General features: G+C 60.7%; 14 protein-coding genes. 7 read left to right on the top strand and 7 right to left on the bottom strand.

The window, feature by feature from the left end:
• Positions 1–43 precede the first annotated feature (43 nt).
• Positions 44–3,103 (bottom strand): patatin-like phospholipase family protein, encoded by a 3,060-nt coding sequence (locus ACMX25_RS17125; protein ID WP_414951189.1) that lies wholly within the window; start codon positions 3,101–3,103, stop codon positions 44–46.
• A gap of 138 nt (positions 3,104–3,241) precedes the next feature.
• Positions 3,242–3,934, bottom strand: a complete 693-nt coding sequence (locus tag ACMX25_RS17120) for a GMC oxidoreductase (RefSeq protein ID WP_414951188.1) — start codon at positions 3,932–3,934, stop codon at positions 3,242–3,244.
• A gap of 164 nt (positions 3,935–4,098) precedes the next feature.
• Between ACMX25_RS17120 and ACMX25_RS17115 the strand changes: the two genes are divergently transcribed.
• The 3 genes from ACMX25_RS17115 to ACMX25_RS17105 all read left to right on the top strand — a co-directional run bounded on the left by ACMX25_RS17115 (position 4,099) and on the right by ACMX25_RS17105 (position 8,623).
• Entirely contained in the window at positions 4,099–4,302 is a 204-nt protein-coding gene (locus tag ACMX25_RS17115; protein ID WP_414951187.1) for a hypothetical protein, read from the top strand.
• Positions 4,303–4,738: 436 nt separating this feature from the next.
• Positions 4,739–4,879, top strand: a complete 141-nt coding sequence (locus tag ACMX25_RS17110) for a hypothetical protein (protein WP_414951186.1) — start codon at positions 4,739–4,741, stop codon at positions 4,877–4,879.
• Between the two features lie 405 nt (positions 4,880–5,284).
• Positions 5,285–8,623: an AAA family ATPase gene (locus tag ACMX25_RS17105; RefSeq protein ID WP_414951185.1), complete on the top strand. Its 3,339-nt coding sequence runs from the start codon at positions 5,285–5,287 to the stop codon at positions 8,621–8,623.
• A 72-nt stretch (positions 8,624–8,695) separates the two neighbouring features.
• Here the strand turns inward: ACMX25_RS17105 and ACMX25_RS17100 are convergent, their stop codons facing one another.
• The gene (locus ACMX25_RS17100; protein ID WP_414951183.1) at positions 8,696–9,922 is read right to left on the bottom strand and encodes a hypothetical protein; all 1,227 of its coding nucleotides are present in this window, start codon (positions 9,920–9,922) and stop codon (positions 8,696–8,698) included.
• 615 nt (positions 9,923–10,537) lie between these two features.
• On the opposite strand from ACMX25_RS17100, the gene ACMX25_RS17095 reads away from it, so the two are divergent.
• Positions 10,538–11,746: a hypothetical protein gene (locus ACMX25_RS17095; protein ID WP_414951182.1), complete on the top strand. Its 1,209-nt coding sequence runs from the start codon at positions 10,538–10,540 to the stop codon at positions 11,744–11,746.
• A gap of 154 nt (positions 11,747–11,900) precedes the next feature.
• Here the strand turns inward: ACMX25_RS17095 and ACMX25_RS17090 are convergent, their stop codons facing one another.
• Entirely contained in the window at positions 11,901–12,164 is a 264-nt protein-coding gene (locus ACMX25_RS17090; RefSeq protein WP_414951181.1) for a hypothetical protein, read from the bottom strand.
• 200 nt (positions 12,165–12,364) lie between these two features.
• Here ACMX25_RS17090 and ACMX25_RS17085 point away from each other — a divergent pair, with 200 nt between their 5' ends.
• The gene (locus tag ACMX25_RS17085; RefSeq protein ID WP_414951179.1) at positions 12,365–16,258 is read left to right on the top strand and encodes an AAA family ATPase; all 3,894 of its coding nucleotides are present in this window, start codon (positions 12,365–12,367) and stop codon (positions 16,256–16,258) included.
• Positions 16,259–16,294: 36 nt separating this feature from the next.
• On the opposite strand, the gene ACMX25_RS17080 is transcribed toward ACMX25_RS17085, so the two are convergent.
• Together ACMX25_RS17080 and ACMX25_RS17075 are read right to left on the bottom strand one after the other, a co-directional pair.
• The gene (locus tag ACMX25_RS17080; RefSeq protein WP_414951178.1) at positions 16,295–19,480 is read right to left on the bottom strand and encodes an NAD(P)-binding protein; all 3,186 of its coding nucleotides are present in this window, start codon (positions 19,478–19,480) and stop codon (positions 16,295–16,297) included.
• A 644-nt stretch (positions 19,481–20,124) separates the two neighbouring features.
• Entirely contained in the window at positions 20,125–20,850 is a 726-nt protein-coding gene (locus ACMX25_RS17075; RefSeq protein WP_414951176.1) for an OmpW/AlkL family protein, read from the bottom strand.
• Positions 20,851–21,543: 693 nt separating this feature from the next.
• Here ACMX25_RS17075 and ACMX25_RS17070 point away from each other — a divergent pair.
• Positions 21,544–22,854, top strand: coding sequence for an IS5 family transposase (locus ACMX25_RS17070; RefSeq protein WP_414951175.1), 1,311 nt, complete (start codon positions 21,544–21,546; stop codon positions 22,852–22,854).
• Positions 22,855–22,933: 79 nt separating this feature from the next.
• On the opposite strand, the gene ACMX25_RS17065 is transcribed toward ACMX25_RS17070, so the two are convergent.
• Positions 22,934–23,092, bottom strand: coding sequence for a hypothetical protein (locus ACMX25_RS17065; RefSeq protein ID WP_414951174.1), 159 nt, complete (start codon positions 23,090–23,092; stop codon positions 22,934–22,936).
• Positions 23,093–23,238: 146 nt separating this feature from the next.
• Between ACMX25_RS17065 and ACMX25_RS17060 the strand changes: the two genes are divergently transcribed.
• Positions 23,239–23,427, top strand: a complete 189-nt coding sequence (locus ACMX25_RS17060) for a SymE family type I addiction module toxin (protein WP_414951270.1) — start codon at positions 23,239–23,241, stop codon at positions 23,425–23,427.
• Positions 23,428–23,430: the final 3 nt, after the last annotated feature.

Below are 23,430 nucleotides of genomic sequence, written 5' to 3'. Positions count from 1 at the left end.
GCCTGTCCAGCGCGACGGGTCTCAGCCGGCGTTGCGGCACGCATCACTTGATGCCTGTGCAGTTTCGGAGTAGTTCCGCAAGCGATGCGCCCTCCGGGGACTGCTTCGTGAATGTCATCGTCTGCAACTGACGGCCGATCAGGTAGCCCAGCTTGCGATAGCTCTCGAATTGCGCTTCGTCGAACCATTGATCGAGCGTGGTTTGCTGCGGAAAGGTCGCGTTGGACAGCGCGTAATTCATGAGGTCGGATGCGGTGGAAATGACTTCCTTCGTCAGCGTGGGCTTGACCAAGAGCAGCGTGCCCTGGAACGCAGGCGCGTTCGTGCCCGTGGTGCCCGTGGTGCTCGCCGGATAGTTGATGACACCATCCACCACATACGCGCCGCTTTGCGGCGGTGGCCGCTTGTCGGGCGTTTCCAGGTGCCGCAGCGGATCCACGTCGATCACGATGTCGACGCCGAAATCGGCCGAGCACTTTCGAATCGTATCGGCGAGATCATCAAAGCGCAGCGGTGCGTCCTCGCCGCAATCGCATACGACGATAACCTGAGTCCGCCTGCGCACGAGCTCGTAGAGTCCGAGGTTGTCGAAATGCCCGCCATCGGACAGGTAGAGGTAGTCGGATTCGCCATTCGCATGACCGAACAACTCGTTGATGTAGAGGGCTCCGCTGAATATCGGATTCGGCGAGACGGGTTTTTTCGGCGCATAGCGGACCGGGTTCGGACACCATCTGCCCAGACGCACGTTGAACAGCGTCAGCAGGAACGCCACGCCCGGGTCGGTATGAAACCCCCAGTTCGGACTCGCCGCCGCGCCCGAGATCGCCACGGCGCCGCCGAGCATCGGCCCAACATCGTAACGCGTCCCGACTTGCCTTCTCGTCGTGTGTGCGTGGCCGCCTCGGACCGTCCCGCGCATGTAGTTCGCGGTCGGCAAGAAGGTGCCCGCTTGCTCCTGCCCGGAGACATAAGCCTGTGGCAACCCGAACCCACAATGGCGCGGCGAGAAGAAGAAGGAGCCGCCCTTGCGTTGCTGCCAGGCGAGGTTCTCGCCTTCGGTCAGGTTCACGGTCGTGTTTAGAATGTGATACGGACGCTGGACGAATGTGTCTTTCGCTTGCGGCGAAATCCTGCGTGCGGCCAGTCGGTCGAGCGGGATATCGTCGGCGGGGTCGAAGCCGGTGAATGGGTCCGGCTTGCGCGTTTTCAATGCACTGCGGGACGCACCGAGATAACAGCGGATCAGACGGTTGCGATAGAAGTTGTGCAGCGAAAACAGATTGACGTCCACGCGCAACGACAGCAACGTCCACGCACTCGCCACGCCCACAATGACGATCAAGACCGCAGGCACGCACGATCCGCCGACAGGATGTCTCGTCTGCTCCGTCATTTCGTTAAGCATCGAGTCGAGCAAGCAAAGGTACGCCCGCGAATGGCCTTTCGCCGGCTCGACGCACGCCAGCACCGTCTCGCGCGTGACCAGCGCGGACTGCCAGATTTCGTGGATCGCATACGAAAGCAGGATCGATAGCCCCACGATGAAAACATAGGGCACCACGACCAGCGCGCGCTCGGTCCAGGACGGCCCCTCGCCGCTCGTCTTGTTCGACGTACCCTTCAGGACGCCCCACAGGGACGCCAGCAGCCATGCCGCACCGCCGGCTCGCGCCCAGTTCTCGCCGAAGACCACGAGCGCCGGCCCATACACCGACGCCACGAATATTCCGCCTGCGAAGACGATGATAGCGATCAGCCAGCCGCCGTAGCGAGCCCACCATTCCTGCACTTCGTACTCAAACATGCGGCCCACGAGCCCGAGATGCACGATGATGATGAGCGAGAGCACGGTCAGAATGAGAAACGGCGCAACCGAAATCGCGACCCACAGGGTCGCGTCCACAGCCGAAGCGTCGCCGCCGAACGTCGCGTAAGCGGCGCTGACAAGACCCCGCACGAGCCACAGCGCGAATCCACCCGTCGCTCCGGCCAGCAGTCCGAAGAACACGATCCAGCCGCGATTACGCCGGCGCGCAGTACTGTTGCCGTTGCCGTTGTCGTCCGCCTCAGCGGAGGACTGTGGCGTCGATTCGACCGGCTCAGCGGAGGACTGTGGCGTCGATTCGCCCGCCGCAGCGGAGGACTGTGGCGTCCAATCGACCGCCGGGAGATCGAAGTCAACGCTCTTGCGCTCGGCGGGAATCAGCATGGAGCCGACGCCGAAGATGATTAGGAAGACGACTATCCAGGTCACGGCAGTATCATGCGCGGCGGGCTTCTCAAGTGTCGCGAGGATCGCCATCGCCACTGCGAGGATGAAGGAGGCAACGACGCCGGGTGCAAGAATCAGCCCTAGCACGAAGCCCGTACGGCCGGCGAACTCGCCGTCGCCGGCGCTCATGTTGCGCCTGATGGCCCAGATGCTTAGCCACAGCAGCACGCCCACCAACGCGACCATTCCGACCACCGCCAGGCCGGCCGCGTGCGTGCCTTCGCGCACGGCCAGACGCTGTGTCACGCTCGCCAGGAAGAAGACGACCCTCGGCACCAGCAGAAGGAAGCTCATCAGCAGGATGAGCATGCCCTGGATCAGGGTGAGATTGCGCAGATAGGCAGCGATGGCGGCGAGCGTATCGGTGCTGAGCAGTCCGAGCCTGGGCGTCAGATAGTTGCTGTACTCGCGCAGAAAGACGATCGACGGATCCTCCGTGTCCTTCTGGCAGCCGTTCTGCGTCGGGCTGAGTTTTTCCTCGAGTTCGGCCGGTGTTCCGGACTTGCAACGGCGATAGATCTGCGCCGAAAGCCACGCGCCGATATAGCCACCGCCAGACACGGTCGAAAGATAATCGAACTGGCGCAGCAGCCTCGTCTCGGACAGCGACTGAATCACGCCCAGACAAAACGTCGCGCTGCGGATGCCGCCGCCCGACAGCGCGAGCCCTGTGAGCCGCGTGCCGCCCGCTGATGTCGCAGCGGGACGCGCGTCCGTATCGAGTAGATTTCTCGTGACATTGATGTCTTCTATTTCGTCCCGCACCACTGTTTCGAACGGAACACCCGCTCCGTCGTTCGTGGGCAATTGCGCGTTAGGATTTGTCATCACCAGCCTCGCTCGTTTCGAACTGCAATTGTTTTTTCTTTGTGCCCGGCTTAGAGCGGCGGATACGCGGCCACCCGTTCGGGGCACATCCTTCCGGTACGATTGATCACGCGCAAGTCGATGCGCAAGTCGACGCGCTCACGTCCGCCGCGCGTCTCCGATGATCACATCGCTCGCCTTCTCGCTGATCATATAAACCGGCGTGACGATGAAGAATCCCGGAATGCGCGGAACCACCGATGCATCAACGACACGCAAGCCGCTCGTGCCGATCACGCGAAAGCGCGAATCGACGACAGCGGAGCGATCGCTCGCCACGCCCATCTTGTTCGTGCATGAAGCATGGTGTCCCCATGCCTCGCGTCTCACGAACTCCTTGAGATCGCTCTGCGATTGCGCGCCATAGCCCGGCACGACTTCGCGGCGAACGGTGCTACGCGACCGATACATCACTCGACGCGCAAACTCGACGCCCTTCACGACCGCATTGAGATCGTCCGCGCCTTTCTCGCCATCGTCGAAGTATTTGAAGTTGATGTCCGGCATGTCGCGCGGATTCGCCGAGCGCAGCTTGACGCTACCTGTGACGTTAGCTGTATGCCCCTTGAGAATCGCCCAGGTGAAGTAATTCTTCTGGGTTGCGAGAGCGCTTGAGTAGCCTGGGAAATAGCCCTTGAAGAATCCGGGCAAGCCGAAGATGAAAGGATCCGGGTCCGGCAAACCCGGGGCCGAGCGTTTAATTACGCCGAGCACGACGCCGTTGGTCGCGTAGATTCCGCGACCGTGCTGCTTCCACCAGACAAGGGCGAGCATTGCCGTCTTTGCACGCATACGCTGCTCCTCGAAGAAGAAGTGACGAATCGAAAGAAGGACGAGCGCTTGCGTCCGGATCGTCGGCCTGGCCGACAGCGACCAGCCGAAGGGCTCTGTCACCGCTTTTGTACTTACCCGCCGGCGTGACGACCGGAAAGCGCGCGCAATGCACCGCTGCTTGCATGACCCAAGGCGAAGTTGCGGCGACGTTGCCGAACGGAGTGTTGTCTGCACCGTTCGGGAACTACGCGCTGTTCCACGGTTCGGTGTCCGTTGCGTTGAAGGAGTCGAGCGGCATCAGGAACAGCCTGATCCCGCCGCGGGTTCATGGACCGAAGGCGAATAGCGTGCGGCGAAGCGCGTGGCCATCTACGCCGGTCGGGTGAGTGGCAATACCCATGATCCTTCGCCTCTCAGGAATGCGTGCTTGCATGGTCGAACGAAATACGGAAAGCAAATTGCTTCGGTATGCGCGTCGGATGCTCGATTGAATCGCAGGCTTCCATAGAACGAATGGATATCGATGAATTTATATCGATCCGCATGAGCAAGCACAACAAATGGCGGACAAGGAGTCGACTTTGGCTGAACAAAACGATGTCAATGACGATGGATTATGCGCGCGGGCGTCGGGCGCAACTGTCGAAACGAACGTTCTCTAACTAAAGTACTTTGGATATCGAATGACATTGATGGCGCTTCTTAATTTCACCGCCTCGTGGCAACCTGTTTTTCAATTGGTAGAAACGCGATGCCTGACTCGGCCCGTTCATCTCCTATGCTTAATGAAAACTGTTGACACTCACGGGGCTGGGAGAATGAATGCGGAAGACGAACGTCTCCGACGCGGGCCTGCGAGCAGCGGCGCAACGATGCGCGCGCGACCACGTGCCGGTCGCGGTGCAGCGCTTAATCGACGTTTCGCGTGAGTCGCCACGAGTATGCGAGGCGCAGCGCATCTAGCATGCGTTCGGCAGTAACGCCACGCTCGACGAGTACGACAACCCCGGAGAGGACACGCATCCGCACGCGGTGCTTTTCACCGAATACGATCATGCGTTGAACGACCCCGCGAATCCGGCATGACCGTCATGCCGATCAAACGTTTCGATCGCGTTGATGTTTCGGCTAACCATTTCGGCTAACCACCGTTTCGGCTGGCCGACAGCGCCGGAATTCATGATGATGCGAACTCACTAAGCAGACCTGATAGCTGCCTGTCATCCGTCTTGCCCCATCGCATTGGCTCCCCGCCGCCCTTCGTCTTTCCCGCCTCTATCGTGACGTTGACGTGGCGCCAACTGCGCGGTTAGAGTCGGAGCGCGCTCGCAGTTGCATACGCGCCCATTCACACGGAGGAGTCGCGTGATGGATTCGCTTTCGACCTGGCTCGCCGAACTCGGCCTCGAGCGCTACGCGGAGATGTTCCTGGCCAACGGCGTCGACCTGGACTCGCTCGCTCTCTTGACCGAACGCGACCTCACCGAACTCGGCGTTCTGCTCGGCCACCGTCGGCGTCTGCTCAATGCGCTCTCGAGGCCTATGGCGGTAGCGGCACAACATGCGCCCCCAGCCCCCAAAGCGCGCCGCTCGCCCGGCGAGCGCCGCCAGCTCACCGTGCTCTTTTGCGATCTCGCTGGCTCGACCGAACTCGCCCAGGCCATAGACGCCGAGGAGCTGCGCGAGGTCATGCGCGCCTATCAGGAAGCGTGTGGCCGTGTTGTCGCGCGCTACGAAGGCTACGTGGCGCAATATCTTGGCGACGGTCTCGTCATCTACTTCGGATTTCCACGAGCGCGCGAAGATGCCGCCGAACGTGCGGTGCGCGCCGCGCTCGACATCGTTGCTGAGGTCGGCCGCCTGCCCGCGGCCGCGCCACTGCGCGCGCACCTTGGCGTGGCGACCGGCGCGGTGGTGGTCGGCGAACTCGAAGGCGACGATCCCATGGCATGCGACACCGCCGTGGGTGCAACGCCGAACCTGGCAGCGCGGCTGTGCGCGCTCGCCGGTCCCGATCAGATCGTGATCGCACCCAGCACGCGCCGCCTGCTCGGCTGCACGTTCGAGCTCGAAGATCTTGGCGAACACGCGCTCAAGGGCATCAGCGCCCCGGTCCGACTCGCGCGCGTGGCCGGCCTCGCGTACCGGGAAAGCCGTTTCAGCGCGATCCGTCCGGATCGCAGCACGCCGTTTGTCGGCCGCAAGCACGAAGTCGACCTGCTTGTCTCGCGCTGGCGAACCGCGCGCGAAGGCGAAGGTCAGGCCGTCCTGCTCGCGGGCGAGCCAGGCATCGGCAAGAGCCGCATGGCACATGTGCTTCGCGAGCGCCTGACCGGCGAGCAGCACCTGACCTTGTTCTACCAGTGCTCGCCCTTTCAGAGCAGCTCGTCATTTCATCCGATTATTGAACACCTGTCGGAGACGAGCGACTTCCAGCGCTCGGACACGCCCGAAACCAGGCTCGACAAGCTGGAAGCCGCCTTGCATCTGGAGCCCGGCGAGCGCGACCAGATTGCGCCGCTATTTGCAGCCCTGTTGTCGCTGCCGACAGGACGATATCCGCCGCGGATGGATTCGCCGCAGCGCCTTCGCGAAGTGACCATCGACGCGCTCGTCGAGCAGCCGCTCAAGCTCTCGCGCGGGAAGCCGCTCCTGATGCTTTTTGAAGACGCGCAATGGGCCGACGCCGACACCCTCGAGACAATGGCGCGATTCATCGAACGGATCCGTCACTGGCCCATTCTGCTGCTGATCACCTGCCGTCCCGAATTCACGCCGACGTGGACCGCGCATGGCAACGTAACGCTGCTGCATTTGAACCGTCTTGCCAAACGTCAAGGCGCGCAAATGGCTGAGGAGCTGACCGCCCTCAAGCCGATTCCGACCGATGTGCTGGAACAGATACTGGAACGCGCCGATGGCGTGCCGCTTTTCGTCGAGGAGCTGACGCAAACCGTGCTCGAAGCAGGTTTTCTCCTCGACGCAGGCGATCACTGGGAAACGAACGGGCCCGTCGCACCACTTGCCATTCCCTTCACGCTGCACGACTCCTTGATGGCACGCCTCGATCACCTCGCGCCAGTCAAGGCGGTCGCGCAGATCGGCGCTTGCATCGGCCGCGAATTCGATCACGCCTTGCTGGCCGCGATTACCCCGATCGATTTCGAACGGCTCGCGGAGGCGCTTGCATCGCTCGAGGCAAGCGGCCTGATTTTCCGGTGCGGCTCGGGCGATGATACGATCTACCGATTCAAGCATGCGTTGGTTCGGGACGTCGCTTACGACAGCTTGCTGAAGAGCCAGCGCGTGCGGATCCACGCGCGCATTGCGCGGGCCCTGACCGAGGAATTCAGTGACCGCGCGAAGACGAGTCCCGAAGTGCTGGCGCAACACCTGACGCGCGCGGGCATGATCGACCGCGCCCTGCAGCAATGGGCGGCGGCTGCGCGCGCCGCGATTGCACGCAACCGGCACCGGGATGCGTTGGCGCACGTCGACTCGGGGCTTGAGCTCGTCGCCCAGGCGGACCCGGCGCGACGTGCGGATTTCGAGGTCGCGTTGCTGGTGACGGGCGCTGCGTGTCATTGGGCGCTCAAAGGCTACGCCTGCACGGAGGTCGCCAGCCTGTGGGAGCGCGCCGAAGCGGTGCTGGATGGCGTGACGCAGGCGCGGCTGCTGGTGCTCGCGCTGGTTGGCATCAACAACTTCGCCTATGCGGCCGCGGACTCCCGCAAGTCCCTCGCGACGACCGAACGGCTGATCGAGCTTGCATCACGCACCGAGGACACCGACAGCCGGATCGTGGCGTATGCGGCAGTGGGCCCCATCCTGTATCAGCAGGCCCAGTTCGCGCGCTGCACTGCGCTGCTGCAATATGTCAACGACACCTATGATGTCGCGCGCTACACGGGCTACGGGCGTCTCAACGACGCCAAGGTGACCGCCTGCTGCTGGCTGAGCTATTGTCACCTGTCGACCGGACGGTTCGACGAGGCACGCCGGCTCGCCCACATAGCCATGGATCACGCCGACGCGCTCGCGCAGCCGTTCGTGCTGTCGCAGGCGCTGAGCGTCGCGGCGCGCCCTTTCGTCGAGGTTGGCGAGATCGACGTGGCGCGAGAATTATGCCGCCGCTGCATCGAACTTTGCGACACGCAGCGCCTGCCCTTCTGGAAAGGGTGGGCGATGGTCTACGAGGGCGTCGCATCGGCGCGTGAAGGGCAATACGCGCGCGCGCAGGCACGACTGGACGAAGCGATCGCGCACCTCGCAAGCAACGGCGGCCGCAACGATCTCGGCTATGTTCACGCGTGGCGCGCGCAAGCGCTCGCGCACCTAGGACGTTATGACGAAGCGCGACAAAGCATTGCGGCCGCACGTGTCGATTGCCTGAACACGGGCCAGCAGACCGGCCTCGTCGATCTCGCCTATGCCGAAGGCGTAGTGAAGAGCATTGACCCGCGTGCCGCGCCGGGTGCGGCTTTGGAGCAGCTACGCGCCGCCGCTAGTGAGGCGCGCTCGCAGAACCTGCGGTTGCTCGAACTGCGCGCCAGCATGCATATTGCTGCCATGCTGCGCGCTGAAGGACGCTGCGCCGAAGCAAGGTCGTGCCTCGAACCGGTAATCGAAGGCTTCGTCGAAGGACACAACTGCCCGCAGATGATCGAAGCACGCCATCTCCTCTTGACGTGCGGGTCGCTGGCGTGACGACACTGCCGTTTCATCGTGTCGCGACTAAGCCACGATCATGGCGGGGTTAGCGGCGTATTGCTCGTCGAATCATTTGATGGCGATTGTTCCGGCGGCTTCATCTGGCCGGTTCGTGATCGTCGCTGCGCCAACGGCACGAGGCTGCTTTCTTTCCGGCGGGTTCGCGGTCTGCCGGGTAAGCACGCTGGCCTGGGCGTACCGCTCGGCCGAGATCGTGTTCACCACCATCTGCCCGTAGTCAGCCAGGAATTTGCCGCAGGTGGAAGGAAGATCGGATGTTGATCCCGATTGCCCCAGCGGGCCGCCGTTCGCCGCCCGATTCGCGTCGCTGGCGCGATCCAGTGCGACGGAGCACGCCAGAACCAGCGGACCCGCTTCACTTCCGCGCAAGAACGTTTGCTGCAGTTGAACGATCGCGGCGGTTTGCGCGTCGCTCAGGGAACCCTTGTCGGTTTTACCCGGCGTCGACGTGGCGGAAGCGGTCGTCTCGGGAGTCGATCCGTCCCCGACGGTTCCGTCCTTGCCCGGGTCCTTCACGCCATTGCTGCCTTGTCCGTCTGCATCGTTCGCGCTGGTCGTACCGGCCTTCGCGACGGCCTTCGTACTGGCGTTCGTACCGGCCAGCGCCTTTTTCATGGCGGCGGCCGTGGCGTCGCCAGCATTCGCGGACGCACCCGATGCGGCATCGACCGTCCCCGCCCCGCCCGAGCCGGCCTTGTCGCGACTGGAGGGCGGCGCTGTGGACGAGGCGGTGGTCGTGGTGTTGTCGGATCCGACGCCGTCGCCAGAGACCAGCTCGATGGCCAGCAGGGTGACCATGACGTCACCGAAGCGGCTGAGTAAAAACGCGTAACTGATCGGCGAGATCGCGCCGTTCGCATAGGCCTCGCAAGCGCTGAACAATCCGTTGCGCAAAAGCTGGATGGTGCCGAGCCGCTTGCCGAGCTGGGCGATCGCCTCGCTACGCGAACGCGACAGTGACAGCGACGCGTTCACGTCACCGGCCGCGGAGAGCGCGGGAAGCGCCTTGGCTTCCGCCTCGGCGGTCGTGCCGAACGCGGTCGAGAAGGCGTTTGCTACATCGGGACTCGGCTCCGCGCAGATCACTTCATTGGGCTGCAGCTTGCCCGTCGCGGCGTCGGTGCTGATCCTGCGCGCGTAGACCAGACGCGAGTCCGCTTTCGTGGCGAGCGTATCGGCGCCGCCGACGCTTTGATGCGAAATGCCAGGCATATCACCGCATGCCGTGAGCGCAAGCGCGGCCGCCGCCAGCGACATCGAGCGTAGTTTGTTCATGGTTCCTCCGACTTCCTGACCCGATGAATCCCGAGCCGCAGGCATCGTGGCTCGATGCGCAGCCGAGTGTCGCGAGAGGGAATGATTCGAGCCGTCCGCAAGGATGGCTTCGAAAGCAAACGATCGCCGTGGGTTTGATGAAGATGGCGTGCGTTCCCGCTCGCTATCCAGAACGATTCAGGTGACGCGGATTTGAACGGGACGGAGAAATTCGCGGCGGATCAATTTGCGCATATGCCTGCGCGTTTTGGGGCGGCATCCATAGCCCGGCGTCCATCATCAGTTGTGCACCGTTTCCTTCGCCAGCCTGATTGCGTGGCATTCCCGAGGCTCTTCACAGGTTGGAGCCGGTTCACAATCAACGAATAAGGTGCGGCAGCGCACAGAGATCAGGTGAATAGGATGACATTATTGGACAATCGCAAACGTTTGCGGTTATAGCGCTACGGCCAATTGAGGATAAGAAATATTCCCGGCCTAAAATCCTCTTTAGCCGTTTGTTCCGCTATTGAAGAACACTGTGAAGAAAACTGGCTCGCTGATCCCCTGACATGGGATGGTTGATGAAGCGATCCACGGCATTTATCTTTACCCGCATTCAGTAAAGGGCGAACGATGACTCCGTTGATCATTGCTGAGAATTCATTCTTGAGTTGGACGAAATATGCCAACGAAATCGGCTTCGTTCCTGATCCGATGATTGTTCGTGCGGGCGAGATCTTCCTGAATGGCAAAAGCGGATCGGAAAAGCTAAGGCGAAGCGATAGCGATGTATGGGCCTCTCTCGCCGCGAACATGGGCGGCCTAGTCGATTTCTTTGACATGATTGTCACGCGCGACACCATCCCGCTGATCGGGTATTACGCGACGTTCATGAAACTGACTGTGGAACTTCCGCTTGACTCGATCCTAGGCGAGCAGACACGAGTAATTGATATTAGCAAAGACGTATACCAAACAATAAAAAAAGGTGCTCTCGTCAGCCTGTCGAAAGTCGATTTCAGTCAGTTAACTGATCTAAGCAATGCGCTCGTGGAACAGGAGGTTTTTCGCTATGACTGGAAACCAGATATCTTTGAATCGGCAGAGGGTCCACTAGCCGATCAATTACGCGCAAAATTAAGCGTTTTGGATCAGGCACCCCTTGAAGTCGCGCAATTTCTGCTCAGCGGTTTTATCTTCAGCGGCTTCGCGCAAGCGAGCAGTACGACACATTATATTCAACCCAAACGCGCTCGCCTATTCCTTGGCTTGACCGCAACCCCCGATCTGGCCAAGCGTTTCACGTCGGATGAGGAAACCACCATATTCGATGCCACAGAAGCGCGATTACAAGGGCACGATGTCGCAGTAAAACGATCGTACCCAGTGCCGCCGGTATTACCGTTTCTCCTGAGCGGCGAACGAGCACCCAGCACTGTTCGGGAACTTCTCGAGCGCGCCAAAACGTTTCGTGAATCCGCGCCAGGACGCGCTTACCGGGAACTCGTGGCTACGCTGCGTGCCGACGGGGTGAATGCACGTCGCGCCGAGGATCTGATAAACGAGGAAGGAAGGCGTGCTATGGACATGCTCGCGCCTTATAGTCGGCTAAAGCAGTCTGAATCGAGCGGTCTCGAAATAAAGCTTTCGAGTGAATTAATGGGCGTGCCTGGTGCGGAAATATCGGCAACTGCCCGTCCGCCAATATGGTTAAGAGTTTGGTGGAATGACAACCTTCCATTTCAAAGCGTTCTTCGCAAGACGCTTCGGCGAATGTGGATGGACGCGGCGAGCTACGATGCGTTAGACAAGAAGCTACGCAGTTTGTGGGCGGCCTCATGAGGGAAAAGTTGGCCAGGGGGAAAATCGGTATCGATTCTTTGAGGTGAAAACCGTGCCTTGACGGGCGCCCGGCATAGCCCATTTCCACGCCAGCTTCAGGCATAGGAGATCAACCGTGCAACGGCGATCGTTATCACTATCTCGGGCCTCGCGATTAAACCGTCTTATCAAGCCCTCTTATCAAACGTTTTAAGCTCCGAATTTTGTTTTTCGCGTCTTGACGTTCGCCCGTCATCCGGAAGACGCTCAGCAGCAAATTGACTTCCATGTCGTGGTCCCTCCCGTTGCCGGGATTCACTTTGGTTTTATTTGTCAAACCAAAGCAAAGACGGCGGATGGGCGCGCTGCGCACAAGGAACAGGCCGACAACACTGGAGCAAGCCATCGTCGTTTGCTCAGTGATGCTTAATGGCAACATCCTCGCTCCGCAGCGCAAGTTTCGCGCCGAAACGTATTTGAAAGAACTAAAGTGCGTGGAGTGGCATCCCCTGCGGGAGAACCGAGGTGGACAAGGCAAGTGCATTCATTCTGGAAGACCTTTCGCGTTATTTGCCGCGACATGTAACGAACGCCGGCACATGCGAGGCCCCCAGTGCGCGACATTTCGAAGGTGTCGCAATGATGGTCGACATCGCGGGCTTTACGGAACTCACCGAAACGTTCGCGCGCCAGGGCGTGGTGGGAGCCGAGCGCTTGTCCGTGATCCTCGACCGTTACTTCGGAAGAATGACGGCAATCGCGATCGAGCACGGCGGTGATGTGCTCGATTTTGTCGGAGACGCGATTCGTGTGATCTGGGAATACGATGCTTCATCGCGAGAAACGGCCATGCTTGCCGTGCAGTGCGGCCTGAAACTTCAGAGTTCCCTGCCCGAGATCATTGCGGAAACGGGCGTGGCAATGCGTCAACGCATCTCACTCGCCGAAGGCAAACTAACGCATCTTACCGTTGGCGGTATTGGCGGGAAATGGTACTGCCTCACCGCAGGCGGCCCGGCCGCCGAAGCAGCGTCGGCCAATCATGAAGGCGGGCCCGATGAGGTCGTGGTATGTCCGTCTCTATGGGAAAAGGTCCGCGGGCAACTCGAGGCGCGACGGGTGCTTGGCAGCGGCGTGGCGATCTCGATAGGATCGAACTCCGCCTTGACGCCCGTCACCCCAACGCGGGCGCTCGGACCACCGTCCGGCTCGCTCGAAAGCTTTCTCGGGCGACACTTCCTCGAACGCGTGCGCACGGGCGGTGGCCGATGGTTCGCGGAGTTCAGAAACATCAGCACGCTATTCATCGGCCTGTCGCGCATCGATTGCTCCCGCGACGATGCGCTGACGCAATTGCAAGCCGCCGTGGAATGCGCGCAAAGCGTGCATGCCCGCTTGGGTGGCGCACTCACCGAGGTTTCCGCGGATGATAAGGGCCTCACGCTGCTGTCGGTCTTCGGCCTGCCGTTCATGGCGCACGAAGACGACGCCGTACGCGCGGTGGCGGCTGGCCGGGCACTCCTTGACGCCCTTCACGAACGCCGGCTTGCGGTCAGCATCGGCATCACGACGGGGCTCGCGCTGTATTCCGATCGCGGTGGCAACGAGCGTCGTCATGCGGGATTGACCGGCGGCGTGGTCAACCGGGCGGCGAGACTGATGATGGCCGCGCACGGCGACATACTGTGTGACAAGCGCACCCGCGACGCCGCCGCCCACGAGTTCTTGTTCGATGCTTGCGGCCCAATCCCCGCCAAAGGCATCAACGAAGTCGTCGCGGTGTGGCGGCCACGGACCGATCCGCAGGGCGAGGGACATTTCTTCACGGGCGTGTCGGTCGGCCGCGAACCGGAGTTCGACCAATTGTCGGACGCGCTCGATCAGGTCATCGCCGGAACCGGCGACGCAATCCTGATATGCGGAGAGGCAGGACTCGGCAAAACGCGCCTGATCGCGGATGTCGCCGCCCATGCGCGCGAGCGCGGCGTTCTGGTGGTCTGGGGCGCGGGGTTCCCGCTGGAATCGATGTCGGTCTATCACGTCTGGCGGCACATCCTCGCGCAGTTGCTGTGCGGCACCAGCAAGTTCAATTCGTCCATCGCACGTCGCGTGGCCACGAGTCTCGTGGCGGACGACGAATGTCTCGTATCGTGGCTCGCGCTTCTCAACGATATTCTGCCTTTCGCATTCGAAGATACCGAACTCACGCGCGAGATGGTCGGCCATGCACGCGCCGAGGGAGTACGAAAGCTCGTCGCGACGATCATTTCGCGCTCATCGCTCGATACTCCGCTTCTCCTGATCGCCGATGACCTGCATTGGTTCGACGGCGCATCGGCCGCGCTGCTGCTGGAGCTTGCGATCATGAGGCCGCCGGGACTTCTGCTACTGAGCGCTACGCGGCCGCTCGACGCTTCGAGCGCGCCGGTGGCGCACCAGGTCCTGCGCGAGGCGCGCTGCCGCGTTCATCTGCCGGGCCTGACGCCCGATGCGCTGGGCGTGCTGATTGCACATCGCCTCGGTGCGAAAGAAGCGACGGAAGAACTCGTGGATTTCGTTGCGGAACGCACCGAAGGCAATCCGCTCTATGCCGAAGAAGTGGTCTCGGCGCTGCACGCGTCGGGCTATCTCGACGTGACCGATGGCATCGGCGCATTCGTCGCAGATGCCGCCAGCGAAGCCAAACTCACCTTGCCCGAGGGATTGCGCGGCATCATAGTGAGCCGCGTGGATACGCTCGGCGGCGCCGAACAACTACTGCTGAAGATCGCCTCGGTGGTGGGCCCCGAATTCTCTCTCAAGATGCTCCGGGATCTTTTCCCCGTCGATCAGGGCACGACGGATCTCGTCGCATTGGTCCATGAACTCGAGCGCGAGGACGTGGTTTATCCCGCCGCGGATGATCGTGACCATGACCGTTACCGCTTCAAGCACGTGTTGCTGCAGGACGCGGTGTATGAACTGCTGCCGTGCTCATTGCGTCAGGAGCTTCACCGCGATATCGCGGATTGGATCGAAGCCCACGAATCGCATGATCTCGAACCGCATTTCGCCGCGCTCGCATCACATTGGGAGCGCGCGCTGAACATTCCCACCGCGGTCGCCTACCTCGAAAAATCCGCCGAGCACTCGCTGAAACGGTACGCGACCTGCGACGCCATCCGGCAGGCTGACCGCGCGCTCAAGCTCGCCACGGAGTCGGAACTTGCGCCCGATCCGCAGCGCGAAATGCGCTTTGAGACCATCTTGGGCGAAGCCTATAGCGAGTCGTTCCAATATGGCGCGGCCAAGCATCATTTCAATCGCGCGCTGGTGTGCGCAGGCCGCCCGGTTCCGCATAGCGCCACTATGATGACGCTCGACGTGGCCTGGCAACTGGCGCAGCAACTGAGCGCGCGCGCCGGGCTCGCGCGCGGCCGGAGCGCGGATCCGCTGCTGCCACGCATTTCGCAGATTCACGAAAAACTCAGCGAGATCGCGTATTTCAATAGCGGCACGCTGTCGCTTCTGCACGCGACGCTGACGTCACTCAATCTTGCTGAACGTTCCGGCAGCGTTCGCGAGGCCGTGAAGGGTTTGGCTGCGATGGCCATCGGCTTCGCGGGGTCAGGGCAACGCTGGCTTTCGCAGGTCTACAACCGGCGCTCGCTGGCGCTGGCAACGGAACAAGGCGGCATCGACGATATCGCCTATGCCAATGTCGTCGGCGGCGTCTACTGGGCCGCCGACGGCAACTGGGAACGCGCGATCGAGTGCCTGACTTATTCGGCATCGCTTTATGCGCGGCTCGGCGCGACAGAACGCTGTCAACAGTCGATCGGCGGCCTGTGCGCAATCGCACTGGCGCGCGGACAACTCGACGAAGCGAGGGCTTTGCTGGAGCAACTCGGTCCTGCCCGGCATCACATGCCGGCGCAAATCGCCGCTTACCTGCATGGCTTCGATACCTGCCTCGCGCTGATGCAGGGAGGGCAATTGCAAGAGCGCGTGAACTGCCTGCACAAGGTCATAGGTGCGCGCGAACTTCCCCAGTTCGACCGGATCTTTTGCCAGGGTCTGGTCGCCGTGTCCCATTGGCGGCTGGGCGAGCGTTCGCGCGCGGTGCAATGGGCTCTCTCAGGTCTCCATGACTTGTCAGCAGGCGTGCCGGTGGCGTGGTACATCACCGAAGGGATTGCGGGAATCGCGCAGACGCTGATCGATGCATCCGCCTGCGGATTGGCAAACTGGCGCGACGCCCGGCGTGCGTGCCGCATTCTCACGCGATATGCGCGCGCAACCCGGCCGGCCGGCCCGCGCGCCGCTTTGCTTGCGGGCCGCATCGCGGCGGCGCGGAATGACAGGCCGCGTGCGCTCACGTGCTGGCGCCGAGGGCTCGTGGTCGCGCGCGCGCTCGGCGCCGGTTACGACGAGGCGTTGCTGCTCTACGAACTTGGTAACCAGAGTCCGCAGGGCAGTTTTGAACGAACCGAGCTCCTTGAGCAGGCGCGCGTTCAGCACGAACGCATCGGTGCGCCGTTCGTGCACACGTGAGCGACGCGCCGTTCGTGCACACGTCAGCGATGCGCGTCAGCGATCCGTCTCGCCCCGGATGTAGGATGGATGCCCGCAAATGGCGCGCGAAGCCTGCATGCCGCCCATCACGGCTCCTTCAACGCAGCCTGCGTTCAAACCCGTCTTGAGCCAGTCGCCCGCGAAATAGAGGTTGTTGAAGCCCGATTGGTCACTCTTTATCCGGTACTGGGTGCTATCCACGACGGACTGCACGTACAAGTCGGATGGATTCACATTGGCGCGCCAATACTGCGCATCGAATCGATCCTCTCCGGTTTGCTTACCAAGCGTGATCAGCCAGTCCCACTTGAAGATGCCGCCGACGACCGCCTTCGGCCACAGGTTGGACGCCTGCATTTTCAACTGGTCCAATGCATTGGACTTCACCTGCTGAGTCCACTTCGCGGGGAAGCCCGTTTCCGCGGCAGCGGGAAAGTCCGACACGCGGATCGGACTGCAGAAGTAAGTGACACTTTGCGGCAGACACCCCGCCGGCCAGTCTTCCCGCGACAGCAGTTGATTCATCGGCGTCGAGGTGCTGAAGGGCTCACTGAACGAACTCAGGATCGGATCTTCCCCTTCCGTGCCGACATGCTTCCAGTCGGGATTTTTCAGTTCCTCGCTCAGCCACATCTGATACGCCTGTGTCGCCGTGGTCTTCATCTTCTGACACGCGGCGTCCAGGTCAGGACTGCGAGCGATGATCTTCGGGCAAACGTACTTCAAGGATCCGATCGGCAAACCGAAGACGATCTTGTCGAAATCCTCGCCACGCTTAAGCCGCTTGACTGGCAGCGGTTTCTGGAATTGAGTGCTGTAAATTTGCGCCCAGTCGTTCCAGTGTGATTCGAGGTCTACATCCATACTTTTCAGCAACTGGGCTTGTTGGTCGTCGATCTGATTGTAATTCGGACGGCTTGGCCAGCAGTCCAGACCGCCCACTCCGACCAGCGGATCGTATTCGCTCAAGCCCGCCTTGAGCGCGACCTGTTGCGTGATGACGATTTCACTCACGCTGTTGCTGTCCGCCTCGGGAATCAGATCCTCCACCTTGTGGAAGAACTCGAATTTCACGCCGCGCTGCTTCAATACCTGATAAAGCGGCGTGAACACGGTGTCACCCATGCCGGCTTGCATTTTCCAGATAAAGCCGCCGTGATAGTCGATGTTGAGCCGCAATATACCTCGCAGCATGGTTCCCGCCTCGATGTTCGGCGCGGCCGCGTTGCCGTCTACGTACGCGAACGAGAGATCGTAGAGCGCGCGCACGAGCGCGGAATTGACGGAGTAGTCTTCGTTCGCGCCGTGCCTGAGCAGCCAGGCGCGAAACTCCATGTCGTTGACGACATCAAAGTTCTTGCCCATGATCCCGTCGGCATGCATGCCGATAAGCGCCGTGATGGCGAGATCGATGCAAATGTAGAGATGCCGCGTCGGGTCGTCCTGGTCGAGAAACTGGTGGACAGAATTGAAAACGGAAGTGCGCAGCTTCCGCAACTCAGCAATCACCGGATTCCTGCTCCCTTCGACAAAGAGGTGGAACGAATCTTTCAGTCGCCGCGCGAAATCCCGAATGTCATGCGCAATGTTTTTGACATGCTTGAGGTCTTCCTCGAGTTGCCTGCGTACGACCTCGGCCAGATGCAGGTTGAGATGTTCAATCCATTGATGTATCCACGCCGTCAGCGTCGCCGCCATGCCAAGCAAGGTGAGTTCGCCGTTGTGTGATCCCGGCGTGCCCGGCTTGATCGGCATCTGCATGGGCCAGAACTTGCATTTGCCGTTGATGAACTCCGTGAGCACGATGAAATTGTGCGGTTTGAACGCGTCTTGCCAGGTCGCGAGTGGTGTGCCGGGCTCGCGGTTCAGCGCGTCATAGGCCTTGCGCATCAGATCGAAACCGTTGTTGTAGAAGCCGAACCACATGTGCAGGCCGTGCTCCTCGATCCGCTGTCCCATGTCGGCGTTTCGACCGCTCGCGCATTTGCCACCCAAACGCCAACCCATTTGATAAACCGTGATGTCGTAACGGGTGCGCCAGTCAGGCTGATCGGTGAGATAAAACGCGGCGGTCATCGCGCCCGGGCCGCCACCGAGGATCACGATTTTTTCACGCCCGTCCGCCTTGTCCGCAGGCGCTGCTTCATCGGCTTGGGCGGCGGCGAAAAACTGCGGCGCACGTGCAGCGGTCAGAGGCGCTGCTTCGTCGGCTTGGGCATCCGCGATCTTCTCCTGCCCGGACTCCACGCTCTCGGCCAGCTCTTCCCCCGCGTCGACCGTGAAGTCCATGCTGATATGGAACGGTAAAAGCACGCGCTGTGCTCCAAGCTGGAACCCGAGCGTTTCATCCAGCCGGTAGCTGTAGAACTTGTGAAGCGTGCACTCGTAGGTATAGCCGAGCAAGCTCGCGCGGTGCACCTTGTCGATGATCGCGGGCGCAGTCACCACTGCCTGATAAACGGCTTTCATGCCGCTCGTGTCTGGAAACTGTTTGAGAAAGAGCTGGTCGATGTGCGGTTCGAGCAGCATCGACACCAGATCCTTGACACCCTCGAAGTCGAGAGAAAGTAGATCCGGCTCCGAGTGCAAGAGCTTCAGACCCTCGGCGACGATCTCCCCAAGCCCCGACACCGGCACGTGCTTATGCGTCTTGTCGGTCGCCACGATTTCCAGCAGAGGATGGATCCCCAACTCCGAATCCGGACTGAATGTCTCCCAACCCTCGCATGCAATCGTGAATGCGTCCGGATCGTCATCCGCGCCGGGCATCTCGAGTTTACAGATGCTTTTCGGATAACCAAAGACTTCACGGCCGATGGAGACGGCAGTGGTCACATCGACCCATGTGTACGACGGATGAAGAAAGATGCGTTGCAATCGGGTGCCACCGTCATGCTCATCCATTTGCCCGACCATGATCCAGGGAATGATGTCGCATTCCTTGCCCCAGCCGCGCTCGTTGTCCTCTTCAAAGCCCGATTGTGCGTGGTTCACCTGCGTGAACGTCAGCAAAACGTATGGTGACAAGACGTGGAATATTGCCTTGTTTCCAGCCACTGCATTGAGTGTCTTATCGACGGTCGCCTGAAGTTTTTCTGTATCTCCCTTGATAAGGAAGCCATACATTTCAGCTTCGCTGAGATGCATGGGCGTGCGCTGAAGGGGTGAGCCGTTGGTGTAGATGTAGTCCGGGCGTTCCATTCTTTCTTTCCTCCTTTAGGACCCGGGCACGCACGTTTGCCGATGCGTCGCGCGGGTGTCGACAACAGATCGCTTGATCGGTACGCATTGCGAGATTCGATCCGGGCCGCGCCACTGTGCACGTGTCCACGCGTCAACGGTGGCGCGCTTCATCAACCCTTATCACTACACGAACAGCCGGTTACGAATGACGATGGATGTCGCGACATTCACGGCGCATTACGGGTCACACGTTATCTTCTGAAGATTCGGATTGCCAAGTGACGACTGGAAGCGGCCACGTTTTGATTCAGGTCAAAGACGTGGACCCGGGTGCAAATTTGAAAGAATGATTGAATTCGAAGTATGGCGCTGAAAACCAGTTATACAAGAAGTTTTCGCGCTCGTTCGCTCAGTCCGGGTCACGCGGCGCGGAGGCTACAGATTGCGCTTCGTGAGGTGGATCGCGAGGTGGATCATGCCGACGTACGCAGCGGCAGACGCAGAGGCAGACCAACGCAAAGCCTGGACTAACGATGAATTTATCGACACACACGCTCGCCGAATCGACGGACTTGAATTCGCTTGCATTACGTGCGATGCGAGGCTGATGTCGATCATTCGACCAACTTTAAATCTACGTTTGCGTTGTGTGTGCGGTCCCGTCAAAACCGATATCCCACGCGCAGGTACGTAACGATAGGATCGAGCGAAACCTTGGTCTCGGCGCGCCGCGTGAGCGTGCCCACCGGCGTCTGTGCCTGGGTGGTGAAGGTGCTCGTTGTGTTGATCGGAACGTACGCCACGGAAAAGCCCGCGAACCAGTGTTCCGTGAATGCGTAGGTAAAGCCGACGTTGAAGACCGGCGCCCACTGCGCAGTTGACTCGACCGTGGTCGGTCCGCCGAGGGCCTCGGTTTCGAATGCCGTGTTGGTGCTTCTTGCGTCGCTGAACCACGTGCGCGTCACGCCGATGCCGACGTACGGCCGGAATTTCGCTTTTGCGTCGAGAAAGAAGTACTGGACCGACAGAACCGGCGCCCATTCCCTGACCGTGCCGAGCTTGCCGAACGGCGCGAGTGCTCCTGTTCCGCTGACGTCGTACTTTGGCGGCACGCCGAACTGGAATTCGGCCGCGATGTGATCCGTGAGGAAATAGCCCCCTGTCATGCCGAAGGTGTCGGCGTTCGACACAGCCACGCCCGTATTGGGAACGATGACGTTGACGGGCGATCCGCCCACGGATGTGAATCTGAAATTGTTGCTGCTGTCCTGCGGCGCGACGTGATACCAGCCCGCGCTGAAAAAGATGGTGCCTGCGCTCTGGGCATGGGCCATGGTGGACAGCGCCGCGGCAACGGCGCACGAACCCGTCATTCGGATCAGATTCATTTTGCGCTCCTTCTTTGAGAGTCGCCCTGCCCTGTTTGCTGCGACGGATCTGGTTACGGCCAGTGTGTCGATGCTTCACGAGCGACTGGAAGTCAGCCACGATTTGAGCGCAGCCTTGGTCATCGAAAATGATTGGGCTGCTTCTTGCGTTCTTGCGTCTTCTCGGGAAACACGGGCGCTTGTGCGGCCATGGCCGGTGACGGCGTAGGCCAGGATTGGATCCAGTTGTTCATGCTTTGTGCATCGGGTTCAATGCACCTCTCTCCGTGCGAACTTGACCGCCATTTGTAATCGCGCCAGGCCACCAAATTTGCTCGCAGGTTGCACATCAATTCGGTTTCTTAATCGTTAAGGTTCAAAGTAGAAGGCGCTTGCCACTTTGTGCAACATATCCATGGAATTTTTGCCGGAGCGGCCAACGTTCACGAGGATCTTTAGGCTGCTCTTAAGCTAGATGTTGAGAAACTGAAAGTCAAGAATCGGCCCGCACCATGATGAGTGCGTGCATCCATAGCGATGAATTTCGGCCGGCTCAACTCCGAACCTGGAAAGAAACGAGCTTTGTTATCTAGTCCGCCCTGAACAATCGCCGGCGCCTTTATTGTCGAGCCTTTGCGGGCGAAACCGCATTGCCAGAATTGCAGGATTCGTTCAAATTAGCGCTTGAAACCTGCAAATTCTGACGAGGTCCGGATGGGTCCGAAACCGCGTGTGACAGAGCGAGATTTCTTCCGCCAGCCGCTGCTTGAGCAGATCAACTTGAAGCATCCGCTGGTGCGCTTGGCCGAGCTGATCGATTGGGCGCGACTGGGTAGCACGATGAGCGAGAGCTTCGTCTCCCGTGCCGGACGGCCGGCGACATCACCACGGCTGATCGCCGGCCTGCTTTATCTGCAACACGCATTCGACCTGTCTGACGAGGAAGTCGTGCGGCAATGGGTCGAGAACCCCTATTGGCAGGTCTTCACTGGCGAGACGTTCTTGCAAACGGAGCCACCGATCGATCCGTCGAGCTTGACGCGCTGGCGCAAACGCCTCGGCGAAGCGGGTATTGAAGAACTGTTGGCGGCGACGATTGAAGCTGCCAAACGTGCAGGCGTGATCAAGGCGTCGAGCGTGAAGCGCGTGATCGTCGACACGACAGTGATGCCCAAAGCGATTGCCCATCCGACCGATTCACGCTTGCTCGAGCGGTGTCGCGAACATCTGGTCAGGGCCGCGGCGCACCACGGCCTCAAGCTTAGACAGAACTACAACCGCGAGGCGCCGCGCCTGGCGCTGCAGATTGGGCGCTATGCGCACGCTAAACAGTACAAGCGCATGCGTCACGCGTTGCGCACGCTGCGCTCGCGCGTGGGCCGGGTGATGCGCGATGTCGAGCGGCAGGTCGCTCAGGCGTCGGACTTGGGCCGCACTGCGCTGCTGGAACTGATTGCCCGTACGAAGCGGATCCTGTCGCAGAAGCCCAAGGACAAGAACAAGCTCTACGCGCTGCATGCACCGGAAGTCGAATGTCTTGCAAAGGGCAAGGCTGGTACACCGTACGAATTTGGAGTGAAGGTGTCGATTACAACGACTCACAAGGAAGGGCTGGTAGTCGGCGCTCGCTCGATGCCGGGCAATCCGTACGATGGGCACACGCTGGCCGAAGCTTTGGAACAGGCGGCAATCTTGAGCGACGTGAGTCCGGAAGTGGCGATTGTGGATCGCGGCTACAAAGGCGTAGCGATCGATGGCGTGAAGATCTATCACCCTGGCTTGAGGCGTGGCATCACGCGTGGACTACGGGCGATGATTCGACGACGCAGCGCGATCGAGCCGGCGATCGGTCACATGAAGACAGATGGCCGACTCGATCGCAACTGGCTCAAAGGTGCATTAGGTGACGCGATGCACGCGGTACTGTGCGGCGCCGGCCACAACCTGCGGATGATCCTCAGGAAACTGCGGGTTTTTTACGCCCTTATGTTGGCCTTGTTCTTCATCTCGCCCGCTCGCTTGTGACTCTAGCGATTAGGCCTCCAGCCGACAAAATCAATTGTTCAGGGTCGACTATCTACGCGCACAAGCCCACGCGGAAAACTCAATCCGGCGGCTCGCCGCGCGCACCGACGCGACGAACGGCGGCGCGTATCGCGTCGCTGCGCAGCACGGGACCAACGCCGTGGATCGCCACGACGATCTTGTCAGTGGGCGGGAGAGTGGCGGTGTTGGCCGGAGACGAGGCAGGTTGAGGCTGCATGTGTTGTTCACTTATTTTTTTCGTGCAGAACCCGATGCGATTTGGCGGCGGGCGGAACTATCCGCCATTGCGCCTTGCACTCAACCTGCATTGGCGCGTGTACTTTTCTCTCAACTATCAGCTCCGGTAGATTTGCATGAGCTTCGATCACGGATAACGCGTCCGCTAACTCGGCACCGAGCGCTGCTAACAGCGCGCTCGAAAGAGCCGAACGGTGGCTTGAACATGCCGGCTTCGCGCCGGGGCAGCACGTGAAGGTCGACGTGGAACATGGGCGGCTAACCATTAGCGCTGAATCAGAACGAAGGGCCGCTTTCGCGACCCCTTTGCACTGAATC

Source organism: Caballeronia eucalypticola (assembly GCF_047608185.1).
Lineage (GTDB): Bacteria > Pseudomonadota > Gammaproteobacteria > Burkholderiales > Burkholderiaceae > Caballeronia.
Note: the sequence above shows the minus strand (reverse complement) of the source record. Positions and strands in the feature narration are given on the sequence as shown.

What these genes read in the sequence shown, in the direction of transcription:
- ACMX25_RS17080 (WP_414951178.1), bottom strand. Translation starts at nt 19,480, where the DNA reads ATGGAACGCCCGGACTACATCTACACCAACGGCTCACCCCTTCAGCGC.
- ACMX25_RS17120 (WP_414951188.1), bottom strand. Translation starts at nt 3,934, where the DNA reads ATGCGTGCAAAGACGGCAATGCTCGCCCTTGTCTGGTGGAAGCAGCAC.
- ACMX25_RS17095 (WP_414951182.1), top strand. Translation starts at nt 10,538, where the DNA reads ATGACTCCGTTGATCATTGCTGAGAATTCATTCTTGAGTTGGACGAAA.
- ACMX25_RS17125 (WP_414951189.1), bottom strand. Translation starts at nt 3,103, where the DNA reads ATGACAAATCCTAACGCGCAATTGCCCACGAACGACGGAGCGGGTGTT.
- ACMX25_RS17075 (WP_414951176.1), bottom strand. Translation starts at nt 20,850, where the DNA reads ATGAATCTGATCCGAATGACGGGTTCGTGCGCCGTTGCCGCGGCGCTG.
- ACMX25_RS17105 (WP_414951185.1), top strand. Translation starts at nt 5,285, where the DNA reads ATGGATTCGCTTTCGACCTGGCTCGCCGAACTCGGCCTCGAGCGCTAC.
- ACMX25_RS17090 (WP_414951181.1), bottom strand. Translation starts at nt 12,164, where the DNA reads ATGTTGCCATTAAGCATCACTGAGCAAACGACGATGGCTTGCTCCAGT.
- ACMX25_RS17085 (WP_414951179.1), top strand. Translation starts at nt 12,365, where the DNA reads ATGATGGTCGACATCGCGGGCTTTACGGAACTCACCGAAACGTTCGCG.
- ACMX25_RS17110 (WP_414951186.1), top strand. Translation starts at nt 4,739, where the DNA reads ATGCGGAAGACGAACGTCTCCGACGCGGGCCTGCGAGCAGCGGCGCAA.
- ACMX25_RS17070 (WP_414951175.1), top strand. Translation starts at nt 21,544, where the DNA reads ATGGGTCCGAAACCGCGTGTGACAGAGCGAGATTTCTTCCGCCAGCCG.
- ACMX25_RS17065 (WP_414951174.1), bottom strand. Translation starts at nt 23,092, where the DNA reads ATGCAGCCTCAACCTGCCTCGTCTCCGGCCAACACCGCCACTCTCCCG.
- ACMX25_RS17100 (WP_414951183.1), bottom strand. Translation starts at nt 9,922, where the DNA reads ATGAACAAACTACGCTCGATGTCGCTGGCGGCGGCCGCGCTTGCGCTC.
- ACMX25_RS17115 (WP_414951187.1), top strand. Translation starts at nt 4,099, where the DNA reads ATGACCCAAGGCGAAGTTGCGGCGACGTTGCCGAACGGAGTGTTGTCT.